Consider the following 18,429-nt stretch of genomic DNA (forward strand, 5'->3'; position numbering starts at 1 on the left):
TTTGTAAAGATGTTTATTGCTTGAATCAGACAGCGGCAATAGGAATTATCAAAATATTGTAAGCGGCACGATAAACGAGATACGATGCTTGCCCCGGTTGCCGAACAGGTCATCATCCAGCAGATAGCTGTACCGTAAGCCGAAGGTTACCGGCGCCTCGTTAAACCAGCTGGTATCAAAATACACCTCTGTCCCTATCGACCTGAAGTTGGCCTGAACCTTTTGGTTTTGCGCGTTGGTAAATGCAGCACGTGAGGCATCGGCAAACAGATTGGCCCTGATGCGCAGCAAATACACCAGATTGGCTATACCGGCATCCGGGTAAGCCAGCGGTAACTGGTAATTGAAACCCACTTTACTCATCTGGGGCAGGTTGGCTGCCGTGTACCCGCGCGAAAAAGGAAAATTATTGGTGTAAATATTATTGGTATAATCGCGCCGCTGCCATGCACCGCTCAGGGCAATGCCGTGGTTGGCTGTTAAGCCCTGAAAATAAAATGTGCCGGTAGCTAAAAACTGCCTTGCACCAATACCACTAACAGAACCCCTGTAATTAAGGGTAATATTTTGTGCCCAGTGCGGATAAACATTTTGCCGGGCCTGCTGTACCCGGTTGCTAAAGCTGATGGTATTGTTTACATACGTATAGCTGGCGTACCGAAAAAGCGGCCGGTAAGTGGCATAAGCGTCAATGGCGCTGTAGGCTACGCTGCTGCTTAGGGTAAGGCTGGTAATATACCGCCCCGACGATAAATTGAGCGGCACCTGCAATCCGCCTTCAACAGATTTTTCGTTCCAGTAAATGTTTTGCTGAAGCCGGGTAGAATACCCTCTGCGGTCGAACGTATAGCCCGCACTGCCGAACAGATAGGGAAACAAAGCGCCATAGGTAGCGCTGAACTGTATCTGCTTATACTGCTCGTTGCGGTTATAAGTAAAATCAAGCGCACTGGTAAATGTGTTCAGGATGTTCTGCCCCTGTAAAGAGAGCGTATATTCCGGGTCGTCAAAATAAGGGATGAGGCTGTGAAAATTAAAGGGATGTGCAAACTTAGGGTACTTACGTACCGGTAATGCAGTAGTGAGGCTGGTATCATCGGTAATGTGTGCAGCCGGGTTCTTGCTCAGATCACTTATTCTATAATCAGATAATGGCGCTAATTGCTGTACCGCAAGTTGCACAACCTGGTGCTTTGCAACCTGGTGCAGCCGGTTGCCGGTTACATCGGGGCTTACCCACACAAGCTGTGTTGATGAAACCGCAGGCTGATAGTTGGCCAGCGAAGGAGAAATAGAATCATGCTGTAACTGGTACAGTTGTTTGCCGGGTATAGTTAAGCTGTACAAACGGTCGGCATTGCCGGCAGTAGCTGTGAAATAAACCGTATCCTTTTGCAATACCGGGAAACCTACCGGTGTAAAACTTGCCGGGGTTAAGTCCGTAGTACCGCCATCCTGCATATTGATTAAAGCAAGCGTGGTTTTTCCATCAGGCTTACGGATAACGGCAACCAGCTGGTGATCCTTATAAAACTTAGGATAGTTGTAGGTAAGCTGTTCAGGGTTGGGCACTGCATACAATAGTTCGCCATCTTGGGCTTTTAAAATATGCAGGGTGCTTTTACCGGATGGTGCCTGCTCCACAGTAACTACACTGTCTGCCCCGGCATTAAAGGCTGGCGCAAAATATTTGGTTCTGCGGGTAATGCGGCGCTGGCGGCCGGTGCTTATATCCACAATTACAAGTTCGTTATAGTCGCGGTAGCCCCACCGTAGGTCGGGGTTCAGGCTGGTGTATATAATTTTCCCGTTGGCATAACCGAAATAATTATCGTTCACCACATCACTGATGCGTATTTCGCGCTCCTTTCCATGAGCTTTCACTACAAATACCGGGCGGTTGCGATAGGTGGATTTCTTATAGATCAGCGTTTGGTCATCTGCAAATACCGGATATTGTTCGCTAACCTCAAAATGGCGTTTTTTAAGCAATGCACCGGCCTGCTGCTGCGCCGGGGTAACCAGTTGCGGTTTAAAATAATTAAGTCCGCCGGCCACAAACTGCTTAAAGTTTTGCCCGGTAAATTTACGGATGGCGCTTTGCAGCGGGTAAACCGCACTATGGTAAGCAGCGGCATCCTGCCCTGCCTTGGCCCAAAAGTTACTGCCATATTTTTGCCGCCCGTAAGCCACCAGCATATAGCCCAACGGATAATGATTGGGTATAATATCGAGGTATGAGCCGTTGCGCAGCTTCATGTAGCTATAGTTTTTATCAGCAGCCCAAAGTATGCGAAAGTTATTATAAAAGCCCGGCAGCCGGCCCCGGCCCTGCCGCGTAACCAGGGTTTCGTTATATACCGCATCCCCCTCAAACAGCCAGTCGGGTACGGCAAGGGCGGCGCCCAGCGCCTGGCCGCCTTCGCCAAAGGCGAGATGCAGCGCCCGTGTAAAGCCCACATCAAAATTATTAAACTGCTGCACATGCCTGAACTCATGTACGGCCAGTTGCGAACCAAAGGGCAGGCTCCCGAACTCAAAGCTGCTCTGCTGCGGAGTTAAAAAAAATTCGCTGCGGAAAGGCGCCAGCCCTACATAGCCGTTGCTCTCCAGCGTTTGGTTCTGCAGCACAATATTAACCAGTTTCTGCCGCGTTCCTATCGTGGGCTTTACCGCCGGGTTGATACGGTTGATGATATTGGCTACCGTGAAAGCGGTACTGTCAACACCGGCCGGAAAGATGATACGTGCCGCCGGTGTATTGATTTGCCGCCATTTAACCGATGGCGGATTGCCGCCAAAAGTTTGTGCTTTTGCCGATTGAAGTAAAAATATAATCAATATAAAAATTACGGAGCTAATCTTTAATAACTTCATAAATCGCATCCAATTTATCCGTTATTTCCTGATCAATATCTTCCTTCGCCATCAACTCAATTAATTTGTAATAATCTCTTTTATAAAAATCTTGAGCTACACCTATTTCCTTGTAGAACTGAGTAAAAATAACATCAAACCATTCATCAGTTACTTTTGCATTACTCCACCATACATTGTTTAAATCTGTTAAGTAAACAGGTGCTGTATTGTTTTTAATAGAGTTTTCCATTATACGAGCCAATTGGGGTTGACTCATATTCGGAAATTTATAAGATAACGATTTGGCGTATTTAATCAAGACCTGTGGTTTGGCGAAGTAATTTTCCAGTTCCCTCTTTTCCCAGCAAATAATAGTAAGCTTTGGATTTTGAAGATAGTTTGGCAACCGGTCAAATAGGGCCAATCCTTTCAAATCATGAAATATTTCTTTCAACGAAACATAATTACCCACAGCTGTATTTGGAACGTTGTCAGCAGTATACTGAACATTTGCTTTCCTAAGTAACGGTTCGACTTCATGCTGTAGCTTTTTTGCAAAAATTTGAAGCATGTGTAAATCAGTTGATCCTTCTAAATACAAAACATGTTTCTTTGAACGAGCTAAATAATATTTCTCCCAACCAATTTCTGTTAAAGACTTTTTAATGTGCTTTAAATTTTGTTTCGACCGATCTTTGTTTAATTCATAAATCGTATTTTCAATTATAGCAATTATGTTTGAAGCTTCGGCAGCTTCATCCAGTACTATTTCAGAGTGAGAAGCTATTAACAACTGTGAATTCATGTCAGCTGCTACATCATTTATTTTTTGAAAAACCTCTCTTTGTCTTATTACTTCCAAATGCGCATCAGGTTCATCAAGTAATAAAACAGTATTAGGATTAGCATACATATAGGCTAACAGCAGTAGTGTTTGCTGAAAGCCCCGCCCGCCAGAAGATATATCATATATAATGCTATTTTCTATATACTTCAATTCAATAATGCCTGTTACTTTAATAAACTCGGGTTTTTGCAATTCAGCGCCAAAAAGATTTTTGATACTTTTGGTTAAACTATCCCATTTTTTTTCTGAATTATATCCTTTAGGATGAGGTGTATCCGGATATAATATTTCGTAGCAAATGTTTCTTAAAACTTCTGCTGTACGTCCCTCCCCTAACTTTCTGTCAATTGAACCTTGAGTTAATTTATCCTCATTTATACTTATTCCAGACATTGGTTGAAGAAACCCAAAATGAACACCGTTATTTTTGTTGTATAATCCTATTATTTCTTGTAAGCCACTTGTAATTCTACAAGAAAACGACTCATTGTTACTAAATTCAAATTCTGCTTTACACTTCCAATCCAAACCGTCATCTTTTCCTTCGATCTCAACGCTGAGTATGATATGTTTTTGTCCTCCATTTGCATCTTTTTTTGTTACTCGTCTGTTATGCCACAGAAATCTTGCATCTGAAATCGGGCTATTTAACAAATCTCTTCTGTTAATAACAGCTGCATTTCGCTTATTAAGGTCTTTTTTTTGATATGCTTGTATATAATTTACAACACCAATTTCCCACAAACATAACGCTTGAAATATTGTGGATTTACCCGCATTATTAGGTCCAATTAATACAATAGATTGTGATAAACTGAATGATATGTTTTCAAGTTTTTTAAAATTTTTTATAGTAACCTTTTCCAGCATATTTAAAATTTAAAATTATACTAAGTAATGAATTTATATTTAAATCAAAGCATTAACATGACATCTGCTAAGGCAAAACTCTTTACTTTTGCCGCTTGTTCAATTCACTATGGCTAAAGTATCCATCAACCTGTCCACAGGTTCATTACAGCAGGAAGAAATTATTGTTGGTATTGATTTAGGCACCACCAACTCGCTGGTTGCCTTCATCAACCCTGATAAGCAGGCGCAGGTGATTAATGATACCGGCAAAGGTGTGTTAGTACCTTCTGTTGTTCACTTTGGCGCAACGGGGGATGTTACGGTAGGCAACGAGGCCCGCGAACTGCTGGTTACCGACCCACGTAATACCGTATTTTCAGTGAAACGGCTTTTGGGCCGCTCTTTTCAGGATATAGCCGATTATAAGAATTTCTTCTCTTACAAAATCATTGATGATGATACCGAAAGCCTGGTGAAAATCAATGTGAACAATAAGTTTTACACGCCGATAGAGCTATCGGCACTGATATTAAAAGAATTAAAAGAGCGGGCCGAACACGCGCTTAAAACGCCGGTGAACCGCGCGGTAATTACCGTGCCCGCTTATTTTAACGACTCGCAGCGGCAGGCCACCCGCGATGCCGGTAAGCTGGCCGGGCTGGATGTATTGCGTATTGTGAACGAGCCTACCGCCGCCAGCCTGGCCTACGGCATCGGCTTAAACCCCGACGAAACCAAGACCATTGCGGTTTATGATCTGGGCGGGGGTACCTTCGATGTTTCCATCTTGCAAATACAGAACGGTATCTTCGAGGTGCTGTCTACCAACGGTAACACTTTTTTGGGCGGCGATGATTTTGACCGGCTGGTAGTTAACTATTGGATAGAACAAAATCATATCAACCCGGATGATTTAAGTGAAAACCGGGAGCTGGCGCAGTTGCTGCGTTTGAAGGCAGAAGAAGCCAAAAAATCCTTTGCGCATCAGAGTTTATTCAATGAAAAATCAGGTGAGTTATGGTTCACGATTGACCGCAATACGTTTGAACAGCTGATTGCGCCTAAAGTGCAGGAAACCATTGCCGCCTGCCAGAATGCGCTGAACGATGCAGGCTTAACGGTTGCAGACATCAACGAAGTGGTAATGGTAGGCGGTTCTACCCGCACGGCCTTGGTTAAACAAAAGGTAGCCGAATTTTTTGGCCGCCCGGTGCATGATGAGGTGAACCCCGATGAGGTAGTAGCCTTAGGTGCAGCCATACAGGCCGATGTGCTGGCCGGTAACCGCAAAGATGTGCTTCTGCTGGATGTTACCCCCCTTTCGTTAGGTATCGAAACTATGGGCGGACTGATGGATGTCATCATTCCGCGCAACTCCAAAGTACCTACCAAAGCCGGAAGGCAGTATACCACTTCGGTAGACGGGCAGGTGAACATGAAGATCTCCGTTTTTCAGGGTGAGCGTGATTTAGTGAAAGAGAACCGCCGTTTGGCAGAGTTTGAACTCAAGGGCATACCCGCCATGCCGGCCGGGCTGCCTAAGGTGGATATCAATTTTTTGCTGAATGCCGATGGTATTTTAAAGATACAGGCCGTAGAACTGCGCTCGGGCGTAAAGCAGGAAGTAGAGGTAACCCCTGCCTATGGCATTACCGATGACCTGGTAGAACAGATGCTGATGGACAGTATTACCCACGCTAAAGATGATGTAACCCAGCGGATGCTGATTGAAGCCCGCACCGAAGGCGAGCAGATGGTGTATACGGCCGAACGCTTTGTTGAAAAAAATGGCGCTTATTTATCTGTAGCCGAAGTAACGCAGACCCAGTGGCATATTACCGCCCTGCGCGATGCCTTAACCAGCGGCGATAAGGACCTGATCTTAAAAAAGGTGGATGAACTGAACACCTACACCCGCCCCTTTGCCGAGCGGGTAATGGATATGGCTATTGGACAGGCCATGAAGGGAAAAAGCATTGATTAGGGCTTGACAGTTATAAAGCTATTTTTTAGCTTTATTGCATGACTAAACGATCACACTATTGCAGCATTGTCGGGATAATGCTGCTTTTTTTATGCAAGGCTTCCGCCTCACAAGCACAGGGCTTCAATTATGTGGCAGCATCTCAAAACATGATGCGAACGCAATTTGTAAGTATGCAGATGCAAATGATGAACATGAATATGATGAACATGATGCGCTGGAACTACAAAGACAACATGTTCACCAACAATAAGCTGACGTTTGCGCTTGTCATGAAGGATTCGGTAACAAAGGAGATTAAGTCAAAAATATATATTGATACATTTCAGCGCAAAACCTATATTGTTGCCGTTGATAAATCGTTTCGTGAAGGTGATGCGCGACGTGAGAAAAGGATTTATCCGGCTGATGCAAAAGAAATAAGCATTACAAGAGGCACTTACGAAGGTACATTTGAGCCTAAACTAACTACCGACAGCTGCTGGATGTTCAGGGTGATTGACGGGCAGATTAATGTATACTCAAACGCACTGGCTATAGTTGCTATACAAAAGGGCGATGCCCCGCTGCAACCCTTTAGCAAAGCTAACCTGCAAGCGATGGTGCAGGACGATCCCAAAGCCGTTAAGTTTTTTGATAAAAAAGATTACCTGAAAGCTATTAACAAATACAACAATAATCACCCGAAGCCCGAAGAACAAGCCTTTAATGGTGGAAACTCTAATTAGTAAAAGAACAACTGAATGCTATAAACAATGCTATAAACAAGAAAAGGCAACCATTTGAGTCGCCTTTTCTTGTTTAAAAATTAAAGCTTATTTACCCGTAGCCGCATCAATGGCTTCCTGCTCTTTCAGGGCCGTGATGTTGTTTTTGTTGCTGAATTCATCTGTTTGCCCGGCAAAGCTTTCCAGCAGACCGGCAATGGCATCCAAATTATCGGCCACGCGCTGGTGCATATCCGGTAGATCCTTTTCCAGGCGTTTATCGCCCAAATCAATATTGTCGACTTCTATCTTTCCTAATTTTTGAATAATGGCTTGCTGACTGTTGCGCAGGTCTTCCAACTCGTGAACAATCTTTTCCATTAAATCAAATTTTCTAATCTTATCCATAACAATTCGCTTTGGTTGTTTATTTATAACTCCAAATTATCCATATTGTTTATTATCCGGGCAAATTACATGCTGAAAAGCACATTACTTGTTCATCAGCCGCGCTACATACTTGCCGATAATGTCAAACTCCAGGTTCACAACACTGCCTTCCTGCACGTTTTGCAGGTTGGTATGTTCATACGTATAGGGGATGATAGCTACGGAAAAGGTATCGGCCGCTGAATTAACTACCGTTAAGCTGATGCCGTTGATACATACCGAACCCTTTTCAACGGTAACGTTCCCTTTAGCGGCATCGTACTGAAAAGTATATTCCCAGCTGCCATCTAAATTTATGCGCTTAATACATACAGCTGTTTGGTCAACATGCCCCTGCACAATGTGGCCGTCTAACCGGGCGTTCATCTGCATACAGCGTTCCAGGTTAACCAAATCACCTGTCCGCAGTTGGCCCAGGCTGGTTTTGTTCAGCGTTTCCTCAATGGCAGTTACGGTATGCGTGTTATCATTCAGGGCCACCACCGTAAGGCAAACCCCGTTATGCGCTACCGACTGGTCGATCTTCAACTCCTGCGCAATGCCCGAAGCTACGGTAATATGCAGGTTGCCTTGCGCAGTTGTAAGGTTGGTAACGGTACCTAAGGTTTCAATTATTCCGGTAAACATAGCCTGATCTTATGAGGTAAGATGCAAAACTAAAACTATCAGCCGGAGTTTTCTTCATCACAACATCATAACTGTTATGCCAAGACAAAGCGCCGGAATTTTACTGTATCGTCAAACGCAGGCGCAACCCGAAGTTTTTCTGGTGCATCCGGGCGGACCCTATTTTAAGGACAAGGACATCGGCGCGTGGACCATACCCAAAGGTGAGTACACCGGCGATGAAGAACCGCTGGCAGCAGCCCGTCGCGAGTTTGCGGAAGAAACCGGCACTACACTAACCGGCAACTTCCGGCCGCTTACCGCTATCAAGCAAAAGGGAGGCAAGGTGGTAGCCGCCTGGGCTATTGAGGGTGATATTGACGCAGATGCTATTCAAAGCAACACCTTCCGGATGGAGTATCCCTATAAATCGGGCAAGTGGATTGAAGTACCGGAGATTGACCGGGGCGGCTGGTTTGACTTTGCTGCCGCACGGCTGAAAATCAATCCGGCGCAGGTGGCTTTTATTGATGAACTGGAATCTATACTGGAGTAGGAAACAAATACTTGCTGACTGCACTTGCAATCGCGCCAGCATCACGTCATTTCGACCGCAGGGAGAAATCTTCTGCCGTATACCAGTCGCCTGAAGAAGATTTCTCCCTGCGGTCGAAATGACTAAACGACAAACAAAACAGATTGCATAACTATATTACAACACTTTCCTATTCTTTACCCAACTACTGCCCATATTTACATCAGTTACGGGCTGAGCGGTTTGCCCTCCTGCAACCAGCAAACGCTGAACAATCAGCGCTGCAACCAGCGCCTCGTCTTTATTGTCCGTTTGCAACACTTCGGGGGTGAAGTATTTTTTTACAAAATGCGTATCAAACTGCCCCGACGTAAAGGCCGGGTGCTGCATTACAAATTTGCCGAAGCCCAGGGTGGTTTGTATTCCGGTGATCTGGTACTCCTCAATGGCCCTTATCATACGGGCAATGGCCTCATCACGGTTTTCACCGCAGGTAACCAGTTTGGCAATCATAGGGTCGTAATAAATGGGGATTTCCATGCCCTGCTCAAAACCGTCATCTATTCTAACGCCCGCGCCTTTGGGCGTAACATAGGTTTGCAGGGTACCGATGTCGGGCAGAAAATTGTTGGCCGGGTCTTCGGCATATACCCGAAGCTCGATGGCATGGCCGCTGATGTGCAGGTCTTGCTGGGTAAAACTCAGGGCTTCTCCCCTGGCTATCTTAATTTGCTCCTTTACCAGGTCTACGCCGGTAATCAGCTCCGTTACCGGGTGCTCTACCTGCAGGCGGGTATTCATTTCTAAAAAGTAGTAATTCAGCTGTTCATCCAAAATAAACTCAACCGTACCGGCACCGGTATAATTTACCGAACGGGCCACATTTACGGCATCCCTGCCCATGCGCTCCCGTATATCCGGCGTAAGTACCGACGATGGCGCTTCTTCCACCACCTTTTGATGGCGGCGCTGCACTGAACATTCGCGCTCGAACAGGTGTACAATATTGCCGTGGTTATCGCCCAGCACCTGTATCTCAATGTGCCGGGGCGAAGACACGTAGCGTTCAATAAATACCGAACCGTCGCCAAAGGCCGAGGTGGCTTCTGATACGGCCAGCTGCATTTGTTCCTCAAAATCATCCGGCTGTTCTACCACCCGCATCCCCTTGCCCCCGCCGCCGGCAGCTGCCTTAATCAATATCGGGAAACCTACTTCTACGGCCCGGCGTTTGGCTTCGGGCACATCGGTAATGGCTTCTTCTGTTCCGGGGACCATAGGTATCCGGTACTTTAATGCCGCCGCCTTTGCCGACAGTTTGTTCCCCATCACCTCCATTGCTTCGGGCGAGGGGCCGATCAATATCAACCCTGCCTCGCGCACTGCACGGGCGAAGGCCGGGTTTTCCGACAAAAATCCATAACCGGGATGAATGGCCTCCGCACCGGTTTGGCGGCATGCGCCGATGATTTTTTCAATAACCAGGTAAGATTGGCTGGAGGGCGCCTCACCAATATATACAGCTTCATCGGCATAGCGCACGTGCAGGGCATTGCGGTCGGCAGCGGAATATACTGCCACGGTTTGTATCCCCATTTCGCGTGCCGAGCGCATTACCCGTAAGGCGATCTCACCCCTATTGGCTACCAGAATTTTTTTCATCGTGTTTCAAAGTTAACAGAATTTATGATTTGGTTTATTCAACCAGAAACCTCGAATCGATGATACCTGCCGGTTAATTTATATCTTTACTACCTTAACTTTAACCTTATGCCTGCTGCCGCACAAGTACCCGACCCTGCAATGGCTACCCCTGTAAAGAAACGCATTGATGCGCTGGACGTGCTGCGCGGCCTGGTGATGGTACTAATGGTGCTTGACCATACCCGCGATTTTTGCGGCATCGACCAGTTTGATGCCACCGACTTGAGCAAAGCCTCCACCTTTGCCTTTCTTACCCGCTTTGTTACCCATTACTGCGCTGCCTGCTTTGTGTTTTTGGCAGGCACGGGCGCTTACCTCTCGCTTTCGCGCGGCAAAACCAAAGCGCAGGCGGCCCGCTTCCTGTTATCGCGGGGATTGTGGCTCATTTTTTTAGAACTCACTGTAATTGGCTTCGGGTTTACGTTTGCCCCACCCTTTACTTTTGGCTTTTTACAGGTGATCTGGGTAATCGGCCTGAGCATGATCATCTTGGCGGGGTTAATTTATCTGCCCCTGCCCGCCATCGGCGCTTATGCCTTTATTCTTATTGCAGGCCACAACCTGCTTGATGCCATACCGTCCAAACCGGGCAACCTGCTGTGGCAACTGCTGCATACCGGCGGGCAGGCCGTATTACCCTTTGGCATGAAGCTGTATATTTTATACCCGCTCATCCCCTGGACGGGCATTATGGCAGCAGGCTACTGCTTTGGTGTGCTGTACCGCATGGAGGCGCATTACCGGCGTAAACTATTAACTGGGCTTGGTTTTGCCGCCTTAGCACTGTTTGTAATTTTACGGTCGGGAAATTTTTATGGTGATGACCGGCCCTGGCACACACAGGCAAACCTGATACGCTCGGTGTTGTCGTTTATCAACATAGAAAAATACCCGCCCTCGCTGGATTATGTACTGATTACGCTTGGCCCTGCCCTGCTTTTTTTAGCCATGATTGAGCCGGTGCATAATGGGTTCACCAAACTTTTTGTTGTATTCGGGCGGGTGCCTTTATTCTTTTATATACTGCATATTTACCTGGTGCGTTTATGCTCCGGGGCGGTATATGTGTACTGCAAGGCCAATCACTTACCCTTTGGCGTAAGCTTAGGCGTGGTTTACGTGATCTGGGGAATTGTAGTGGTCATTCTTTATTTCCCTTCGCGATGGTTTATGCAACTACGCCAGCGGCGCAGCGACTGGTGGCTGAGTTATTTGTAGTAAGGCTTAATCAAATTAAAGCATCAGCCCTGCGTTGAGATTTATAAATTCCCGGACTCCCAGTTTGACCAGTGATTGTTCGCTTCCATGGTGGGCTTCCACAACTCTGGATTTTTGTTGACAAGCACTTCGGCAACAAGCTGATAGGTTTCCTGTGTACCCGGAAGATTATCCTTGTCATAAGCGCTTTCAAAATGAAACGCATTTATCGTCATGAGTTTTGGTAAACGTTCGGGCAGGTGCGCTTTAATCTCCTGTTCTGTTGCACTTATCAATCCGGCATTAGTTTCGTGCAGGTACCTGATGATATCTCCGTACCCGATTAATTCATCAGGGTTGTCATACTCAATTGGTACTATACTTAACTGCTTGTATTTATTAATATCCTTTTCTAAAGTTACCTGCCTTCCTCTTACGGTAATATAACTGGCATCTGCACTGATCAATTCAAAATCATCCTCATTAGTAACCGCTTCGTAATCCTCCGGTTCAATTAAAATTATATTTTTGGCGTTGGTAATGTAATTATTTTGCGGGTAACGGCTTACAGGATAATCAATACAGTTACCAAAATAATCCAATTCAATTTCTGCTGCGCCTGCCCTGTTCCAATAGCCAGACTTTTCAAAAACAATAGCCCAGTGCAAATCATCCGCATAAAGGTGTAACCGGCTTCCGGCAGTAACGCAATACCCATGCTCCAGGTCGATAAAGAAATTGTACCTGATATCTCCTTTGTTTCCTTCGGGATAGTACTCGCTGATTTCTCCCTTAAATGCTAAGTCGAGCTGTTTTAAAATTTGCTGTTCAGTGTACGTTGGCATAATGCTACGGTTTTTGTTTAAGAGTACTGTTTACTGATTTTAGCTTGGCAATATGATGTAATTAGGGGTGGATAAAAATTTCAATTGAGAAGTTAAGTTTAATTTTTGGCCAAGCGCTGTACTTCATTGTTCGCAACCCCAAAAGTCGATAAAAGTGTTTCAATTATCAGCTATTCGTCCCTCCTTGAGGAAGGCAGGGAGAGGCTCTAAGCTAATATAAAGTTTCATCAGCGTTTATCAAGATGTTTAAGGATAAGGCAATAGGCTCGGTTCCCTTTTGGATGCATAACCCCTCCCTGCCCTCCCGGGGGAGGGACAAAACAAAAGGCTTATTTCCACACCCGCCGCAAAAAGGTAAGCCAGTTGCCGTGCATCAGGGCTTCGATATCAGCGGTGCTGTAGCCGCGCTGGCCGAGCAGGTAAGGCAGCTGTTGTATACCGGCAATGGTTTCCAGGTCGTAGGGGCATTGCTCGCGGCCAAAGGCGCCGTCCAGATCGGTGCCGATGCCGATATGCCGGGTGTTGCCGGCCAGCTGGCAGATGTGGTCGATGTGGTCAACGGCTTTTTCGAGGTTACAATTCATGGCCTTTGGGTCAGACAAGCCCCTTACCCATCCGGGCACCATCATCCAGGCATCCAGCGCCACGCCGATAACCGCCTCGCGGCTAAAGAGCGCCTTCAACTGCTCATCGCTGAACTGCCGGTTATGCGGCACCAGCGCCCGGCAGTTATTATGGCTGGCCCACACCGGCCCGTTAAACAGGTGCATGGCCTCCCGAAAGCTATCGTCGCATAAATGGGTAGCATCCAGTATCATGTTGAGCCGCTCCATCTCCTTTAACAGTTCGCGGCCGGCCGGTGTGAAGCCGCCGGTGGCATCGGTGCCCTGTGCATACCGGCCCGGCCCGTAATGCGCGGGGCCAATGGCACGCAGTCCGCAGGTATACGCCCGTTCCACATGCGCAACCGAAATGAGTGAATCCGCACCCTCCAGACTCAAAATATAGCCAACCGGCTTGCTCTCATTTTCTGTAGCATCCTGCCACAAGCCAACATGCGCCTCCAGTTGTGCGCGGTTGGTAATGGCTGCCATTTCACCCGCGGCCTCCATTGCTTTGTACCAGGCCAGTTGCCCCTGGGTTTGCGCCCAGGCCTGCTCGGGCGAGTGCCAGCCGGGCAGTGGATTGCCGGGCGCTACATAGCGGCCAATCTGGGTGGCTACCACCAGCCCGATATTTCCCTTCCGCAATTCGGGCAATGATACCGTTGCCTTACCCCTGTCGGGCCTGTCGGTCAGGCCGGCCTCGCGCTGGTTAATTTGGGCGACCGGCAATTTTAAGTCGCGGTTCCATTCCAGTGCGTTCATGCTGAGGTCGAGATGGGCATCTATGGTGAACATGGGCCAAAAATCAGATGTTTATGGTACGGTTACGGGCAGTTATTTGCCATTTATGGCGGATTATGGCATTTTTAACCACGAACATGTGCTCATAAAGCGCTACGGTAGGGCAAATATGCCAGGGCAGGCCATACAATACATCCCCAACCTTAAACTGATGCGGCGCTTCGGTAACGGCCATCAAATGCTCCTCGCTATGGCCGGTGATCTTCAGTTCAGGTGCATTTAAAAACTGAATACGTTTATCCAGTCCGTTCTCCGAACCGACAGCCTTATGGCCTGCATCCAGGCAAACCTGCGTTGCCGAAGGCACTGATACCACACGCGTAACCACCAGAGCCGCAGGCAGATAATGCTGCTCGGGCAGTTGCTGGCTATATCCCCAATCCCAGTAAATGAAGGTGCCGGGGCTGCACTCTATATCCGCACGTTCGGCATGTATGGGAAAGGTTGGCGAACCACCGGCCACAATTACCGGCTTTGGCAAGCCTGCCTGTATTAAATGTTGCTGTAATTGTAATACCGGCGTGAAGGCCGCATCGCACTGCCGGCGGCGCAACTGTAAGTCGGGCGTGTGAATATGCCCATCATAGGCGTGAAGCCCTTTCACCCGTAAACCGGGTAAAAGGGCACATTTCTTATAGAGTTGAAATGCAGCATCACCGGGTACAATACCAGTCCGGTTCATGCCCACGTTCAGATCAATAAATATATTGGCAACTAAACCTTCACTTATCAACGCATCCGATAACTCATTCGCAGTTAAATAGTTATCTATCAAACAAGAAAACTCAGTTTGCGGATATTCTTTAATCAGGTTAACAAAACGCTTAACCTTAGGGCCTGTTGGCTGATAGGCCAGCAGGACATCGGGCGCCTGGCACATGCCCAGCATCTCAGCCTCAGCAATGGTGGCACATTTGAATTTGGTGATGCCCGCATCCAGCAGTAACTGCGTGGCTTCTAAGCTCTTATGTGTTTTTACATGGATGCGTAACCGGCTCACCTCATCAATGCTGCTTTTCAACAAGGCGATATTATGCTGTACGCGCTCCGGATACATCACCAGTGCAGGCGTATCCAGGCGGTCAATATCATCTATGATATACCAGGGCCGCATCATCATTAAAAATTCAGGCCAGTTCGAACAAAGCCTCTACTTCTACCGGAATGTTATCGGGCAATGAGCCCATGCCTACGGCGCTGCGCACGCCTATACCGTTATCGTTGCCCCATATCTGTGCAAATAATTCGCTGCAGCCGTTAATAATATAGGGATGCTTTTCAAAATCAGGGGTACAGTTCACCATGCCTAATACCTTAATTACCCTTTTTACCTTATCTAAGCTGCCCAGGTTGGTTTGTATGGTAGACAGGATGGTCAATCCTACCTGCCGGGCGGCCAGTTTACCGGCTTCCTGGTCAAGGGTGTCGCCAATGCGGCCAATGATTAAGCTTTTATCCTCCTGCACCGGGCCGTGGCCCGATACATACAGGTATTTGCCATCGATAAGATACGGTTTATAGACCCCCAGCGGCGCGGGTGCCGGTGGTAAGGATAAGCCCAGGGCTTCAAAATTCTGATCTGCAGTTGCCATGATACAAGGTTAAAGTGCAATATTAAGCATATCGGTTAACAGGCAGGCAGCGGATTTGAAATTTTAAGATAGATGAATAACACCTAAAGCGCTTTGTTGGATCAATGCAGCAGCAATCTGTTAATCCCCGTGCCCGCTTTGTTCGCGAACGATGCGCATACGGCCGCTTTTAATCAGCTGCTGCTCGCGCAGGCTCCAGCTTTCACGACCGCCGAAATCCTGCACCCAATAATTATTCCGTTCGGCCACGCCCACTTCCCTGAAACCCGGGTTCATCAGGTTTTTGCAGTGCCCGGGGCTATTGATCCATCCGTTCATCACCTCTGCTATACTGGGCTGACCAAAGGCTATGTTCTCGCCTACCATAAAGCTTTTAAATCCTTTAATGGTATAGCCGCTCAATACCATGCGGTCTTCCATATTGCGCCCGTCTTTACTCGTATGGCTAAAGTATTGCTGGCGGGCCATATCATCGGCATGGCCGCCGGCCGCATTTTCCAGTTCGTTGTTCCATACCAATGGCGCTGCAGGCGGCATATACTGGCTGCCGCAATTACACCCTTTGGCACGTACCTGATTAATGCGCCTCAAAAACTCCTGTTTAAACTGCCGGTTGTCATCATTTTGTGATTGCCATTTTACTGCCGCTGTTGTTAATAACAGCAGGATAGCGGCAACTATAAATCCGCTTAACTGATGTGTTTTCTTCATTTAATGGTTTTACTGTATTAAATCTTTTTGACTTATAAATGCGCCCGCTGTTTAACGCTGGCAACCGATAAATAATTTAGATGCCTGCATGATGGCATCCTAATGATAATTTTATAGTATTGTACCTTAAATATACAGGATATGGTATCGCCTGATGAAGGTATATTAAAAAGGCTCAAAGTAATTGTGAAAGACCATGGCGGGCAATTGGCTCTGGCACAGGCAATTGGGGTCGACCAGGGGTTTATTAGCAAGGTAATTAACAAAAAGCAGGAAATCAGCTACTACCTGATCCGCCGCCTTTGCTTTCAGCTTAAATATTCGCCCGAGTGGCTGATTTTAGGCAGCGGCGAGAAAAAAATCAACAAGCCGGAATCGGCCAAGCTGATTACCGAAATACAGATGCTGCGCACTGAAGTGGATATTTTACATGCCCGCATGAAAGCTTATGACATGGAGCTGCAGGAGTTGCGCCAGCAGTTGCCCGTGGCACAACAAGCCGGATAACTACGATTTTTCCAACAACACAACGATTATTTTCCCGAACTTGGCAACCTGAATTATGGTTACCTTCTTCGAATCTGCTATACAGCAAATTGCTGTTCACCACATTGGCAACCCGCTGCAAAACGAGATGTATGCCCTGGCCGATGAACCGCTGGCCTTTAAAGACGACCTGATACCGCAACTGCTGATGCAGTACTTTTTAAAGCCGTTTGAAAAAACCAACGAGGTGTACCACCTGATACACCCCAGTGATGATGTGGAATTGAATGAGCTTTATCACTTTGCCGGTGAACTTTTTGCCGACCAAGATAAGTTTATGCCGGTTTCGCAGCAAATAGCCAAGTATTTGTATAGTGTATCAAGCCACCCCAAAATTAAGGCTGGTGAGCTGTATGTGGTATATTTTAACCAGGTGCAACTTGAAGGTGAACTGCTGGATGCAGTAGGGTTATTTAAATCAGAAACAAAGGAAACCTACCTGAAGGTTTACCCGCAACAGGGGGGCTTCGGTATGGATTATGAGCAGGAGGCTATCAACATTAACAAACTTGATAAGGGCTGCCTCATCTTCAACACCGAGAAAGAGAACGGCTACAAGGTGGTGGTGATTGACCAAACCAACCGCAGCCAGGAAGCGGTGTACTGGAAGGACGAATTTTTACAGTTAAAGGTACGCAACGATAATTTTAACCAAACCAGCAATACCCTGAGCATCTACAAAAACTTTGTAACGCAAAAGCTGGATGACGGGTTCGAAATGAATAAGGCCGACAAAATTGACCTGCTCAACCGCTCGATGAAGTACTTTAAAGAAAAGGAAACCTTTGAGTTTGATGAGTTTACCGGCGAGGTACTGGGTAACGATAAGGCGATTGAATCCTTCAAAAGCTATAAAAACCAATACGAGGAGGAGTTTGAAACGCTGATACCGGACTCCTTCGAAATTTCAGGCAATGCGGTGAAGAAGCAGGCACGGGTGTACAAAAGCGTGTTAAAGCTCGACCGCAATTTTCATATCTACATTCATGGCAACAAAGACCTGATCGAAAAGGGCTTTGATGACGATAAGCACATGAATTATTACAAGGTGTACTTTAAGGAAGAAGAATAAACTACAATGATGATGCCTTCTAAAAAAGCAACTCCTCATGCTTTTTCATTGAACAAGTGCATATCCCGGCATCTCGTAATTAATATAAAACTAAACTCCGCCTCTGTTCGTACATGTATGTGTTTCACCCGGAACACAAAAGCATATCTTGAATAAGTTATCAGCATGTAAACCTAAAACCGGCCTGGCTCTAACTGCCCTGCTGCTGGCCACGCTGATTATTTTCCGCATTTCCTTACCGGTGTATCCTATCACCAAATCTTATACAAAGGAGGCAGCTGATACCGAACATAATTCGGACGAAAAGGATAGTCCTGAAAAACAGGCGGATTCAAAAAGTCACTACGAAAAAGAACTATACGCTACTCCAGCCCTAATATTCAGTTTCAGCCAGTTAAGTTGTTTGCCGGCTATTTGCTTCAGCACACATCAAATTAATTATATTCCTCAGTATTACGCAACCATACACCTGCCTCCTCCAGATTTTAATGTTGTAATCTCCAGCTAAACTATTTT

Annotated in this window: 17 protein-coding genes; 7 read left to right on the plus strand and 10 right to left on the minus strand. The window is 46.6% G+C overall.

The features are described 5' to 3' along the window. Positions 1–48 precede the first annotated feature (48 nt). Positions 49–2,877, minus strand: coding sequence for a TolB family protein (locus ACY652_RS18195; protein ID WP_462265809.1), 2,829 nt, complete (start codon positions 2,875–2,877; stop codon positions 49–51). Continuing rightward, positions 2,858–4,576 (minus strand): ATP-dependent nuclease, encoded by a 1,719-nt coding sequence (locus ACY652_RS18200; protein ID WP_462265810.1) that lies wholly within the window; start codon positions 4,574–4,576, stop codon positions 2,858–2,860. The genes ACY652_RS18195 and ACY652_RS18200 overlap by 20 nt, the downstream gene beginning before the upstream one ends. A 109-nt stretch (positions 4,577–4,685) precedes the next feature. Between ACY652_RS18200 and hscA the strand changes: the two genes are divergently transcribed. Continuing rightward, positions 4,686–6,542, plus strand: coding sequence for a Fe-S protein assembly chaperone HscA (gene hscA, locus ACY652_RS18205; RefSeq protein WP_462265811.1), 1,857 nt, complete (start codon positions 4,686–4,688; stop codon positions 6,540–6,542). A 38-nt stretch (positions 6,543–6,580) separates the two neighbouring features. Further along, positions 6,581–7,270 (plus strand): hypothetical protein, encoded by a 690-nt coding sequence (locus ACY652_RS18210; RefSeq protein ID WP_462265812.1) that lies wholly within the window; start codon positions 6,581–6,583, stop codon positions 7,268–7,270. Between the two features lie 87 nt (positions 7,271–7,357). On the opposite strand, the gene ACY652_RS18215 is transcribed toward ACY652_RS18210, so the two are convergent. After that, complete coding sequence (locus ACY652_RS18215) at positions 7,358–7,657, minus strand: hypothetical protein (protein WP_462265813.1); 300 nt, start codon at positions 7,655–7,657, stop codon at positions 7,358–7,360. Positions 7,658–7,741: 84 nt separating this feature from the next. Continuing rightward, complete coding sequence (locus ACY652_RS18220) at positions 7,742–8,326, minus strand: riboflavin synthase (protein ID WP_462265814.1); 585 nt, start codon at positions 8,324–8,326, stop codon at positions 7,742–7,744. Between the two features lie 76 nt (positions 8,327–8,402). Here ACY652_RS18220 and ACY652_RS18225 point away from each other — a divergent pair, with 76 nt between their 5' ends. Beyond that, complete coding sequence (locus ACY652_RS18225; RefSeq protein WP_462265815.1) at positions 8,403–8,861, plus strand: NUDIX domain-containing protein; 459 nt, start codon at positions 8,403–8,405, stop codon at positions 8,859–8,861. 156 nt (positions 8,862–9,017) lie between these two features. Here ACY652_RS18225 and accC read toward each other — a convergent pair whose 3' ends face one another. Then, positions 9,018–10,502: an acetyl-CoA carboxylase biotin carboxylase subunit gene (accC, locus tag ACY652_RS18230; RefSeq protein ID WP_462265816.1), complete on the minus strand. Its 1,485-nt coding sequence runs from the start codon at positions 10,500–10,502 to the stop codon at positions 9,018–9,020. 108 nt (positions 10,503–10,610) lie between these two features. On the opposite strand from accC, the gene ACY652_RS18235 reads away from it, so the two are divergent. Next, the gene (locus tag ACY652_RS18235) at positions 10,611–11,762 is read left to right on the plus strand and encodes a DUF1624 domain-containing protein (RefSeq protein ID WP_462265817.1); all 1,152 of its coding nucleotides are present in this window, start codon (positions 10,611–10,613) and stop codon (positions 11,760–11,762) included. Positions 11,763–11,803: 41 nt separating this feature from the next. On the opposite strand, the gene ACY652_RS18240 is transcribed toward ACY652_RS18235, so the two are convergent. From ACY652_RS18240 to ACY652_RS18260, 5 genes are all read right to left on the minus strand, one after another. After that, entirely contained in the window at positions 11,804–12,586 is a 783-nt protein-coding gene (locus tag ACY652_RS18240) for a DUF7003 family protein (RefSeq protein ID WP_462265818.1), read from the minus strand. 329 nt (positions 12,587–12,915) lie between these two features. Next, complete coding sequence (locus tag ACY652_RS18245) at positions 12,916–13,986, minus strand: dipeptidase (RefSeq protein WP_462265819.1); 1,071 nt, start codon at positions 13,984–13,986, stop codon at positions 12,916–12,918. Positions 13,987–13,996: 10 nt separating this feature from the next. Continuing rightward, positions 13,997–15,112 (minus strand): D-TA family PLP-dependent enzyme, encoded by a 1,116-nt coding sequence (locus ACY652_RS18250; RefSeq protein ID WP_462265820.1) that lies wholly within the window; start codon positions 15,110–15,112, stop codon positions 13,997–13,999. Positions 15,113–15,119: 7 nt separating this feature from the next. Then, entirely contained in the window at positions 15,120–15,584 is a 465-nt protein-coding gene (locus ACY652_RS18255) for a RidA family protein (RefSeq protein ID WP_462265821.1), read from the minus strand. Between the two features lie 120 nt (positions 15,585–15,704). After that, a complete protein-coding gene (locus ACY652_RS18260) occupies positions 15,705–16,295 on the minus strand; it encodes a CAP domain-containing protein (RefSeq protein WP_462265822.1) in 591 nt (196 codons plus the stop codon). 141 nt (positions 16,296–16,436) lie between these two features. On the opposite strand from ACY652_RS18260, the gene ACY652_RS18265 reads away from it, so the two are divergent. The 3 genes from ACY652_RS18265 to ACY652_RS18275 all read left to right on the plus strand — a co-directional run bounded on the left by ACY652_RS18265 (position 16,437) and on the right by ACY652_RS18275 (position 18,421). Then, complete coding sequence (locus tag ACY652_RS18265) at positions 16,437–16,802, plus strand: helix-turn-helix domain-containing protein (RefSeq protein WP_462265823.1); 366 nt, start codon at positions 16,437–16,439, stop codon at positions 16,800–16,802. A gap of 55 nt (positions 16,803–16,857) precedes the next feature. After that, on the plus strand, positions 16,858–17,913 hold the full coding sequence (locus ACY652_RS18270; protein ID WP_462265824.1) for a nucleoid-associated protein: 1,056 nt from the start codon (positions 16,858–16,860) through the stop codon (positions 17,911–17,913). 148 nt (positions 17,914–18,061) lie between these two features. Further along, entirely contained in the window at positions 18,062–18,421 is a 360-nt protein-coding gene (locus tag ACY652_RS18275) for a hypothetical protein (protein ID WP_462265825.1), read from the plus strand. Positions 18,422–18,429 lie beyond the last annotated feature (8 nt).

This window comes from Mucilaginibacter sp. (assembly GCF_965200995.1).
Taxonomy (GTDB): domain Bacteria; phylum Bacteroidota; class Bacteroidia; order Sphingobacteriales; family Sphingobacteriaceae; genus Mucilaginibacter.

Coding starts and splice junctions, on each gene's coding strand:
- ACY652_RS18195 (WP_462265809.1), bottom strand. CDS start 2,877: ATGAAGTTATTAAAGATTAGCTCCGTAATTTTTATATTGATTATATTT.
- ACY652_RS18200 (WP_462265810.1), bottom strand. CDS start 4,576: ATGCTGGAAAAGGTTACTATAAAAAATTTTAAAAAACTTGAAAACATA.
- hscA (WP_462265811.1), top strand. CDS start 4,686: ATGGCTAAAGTATCCATCAACCTGTCCACAGGTTCATTACAGCAGGAA.
- ACY652_RS18210 (WP_462265812.1), top strand. CDS start 6,581: ATGACTAAACGATCACACTATTGCAGCATTGTCGGGATAATGCTGCTT.
- ACY652_RS18215 (WP_462265813.1), bottom strand. CDS start 7,657: ATGGATAAGATTAGAAAATTTGATTTAATGGAAAAGATTGTTCACGAG.
- ACY652_RS18220 (WP_462265814.1), bottom strand. CDS start 8,326: ATGTTTACCGGAATAATTGAAACCTTAGGTACCGTTACCAACCTTACA.
- ACY652_RS18225 (WP_462265815.1), top strand. CDS start 8,403: ATGCCAAGACAAAGCGCCGGAATTTTACTGTATCGTCAAACGCAGGCG.
- accC (WP_462265816.1), bottom strand. CDS start 10,502: ATGAAAAAAATTCTGGTAGCCAATAGGGGTGAGATCGCCTTACGGGTA.
- ACY652_RS18235 (WP_462265817.1), top strand. CDS start 10,611: ATGCCTGCTGCCGCACAAGTACCCGACCCTGCAATGGCTACCCCTGTA.
- ACY652_RS18240 (WP_462265818.1), bottom strand. CDS start 12,586: ATGCCAACGTACACTGAACAGCAAATTTTAAAACAGCTCGACTTAGCA.
- ACY652_RS18245 (WP_462265819.1), bottom strand. CDS start 13,986: ATGTTCACCATAGATGCCCATCTCGACCTCAGCATGAACGCACTGGAA.
- ACY652_RS18250 (WP_462265820.1), bottom strand. CDS start 15,112: ATGATGATGCGGCCCTGGTATATCATAGATGATATTGACCGCCTGGAT.
- ACY652_RS18255 (WP_462265821.1), bottom strand. CDS start 15,584: ATGGCAACTGCAGATCAGAATTTTGAAGCCCTGGGCTTATCCTTACCA.
- ACY652_RS18260 (WP_462265822.1), bottom strand. CDS start 16,295: ATGAAGAAAACACATCAGTTAAGCGGATTTATAGTTGCCGCTATCCTG.
- ACY652_RS18265 (WP_462265823.1), top strand. CDS start 16,437: ATGGTATCGCCTGATGAAGGTATATTAAAAAGGCTCAAAGTAATTGTG.
- ACY652_RS18270 (WP_462265824.1), top strand. CDS start 16,858: ATGGTTACCTTCTTCGAATCTGCTATACAGCAAATTGCTGTTCACCAC.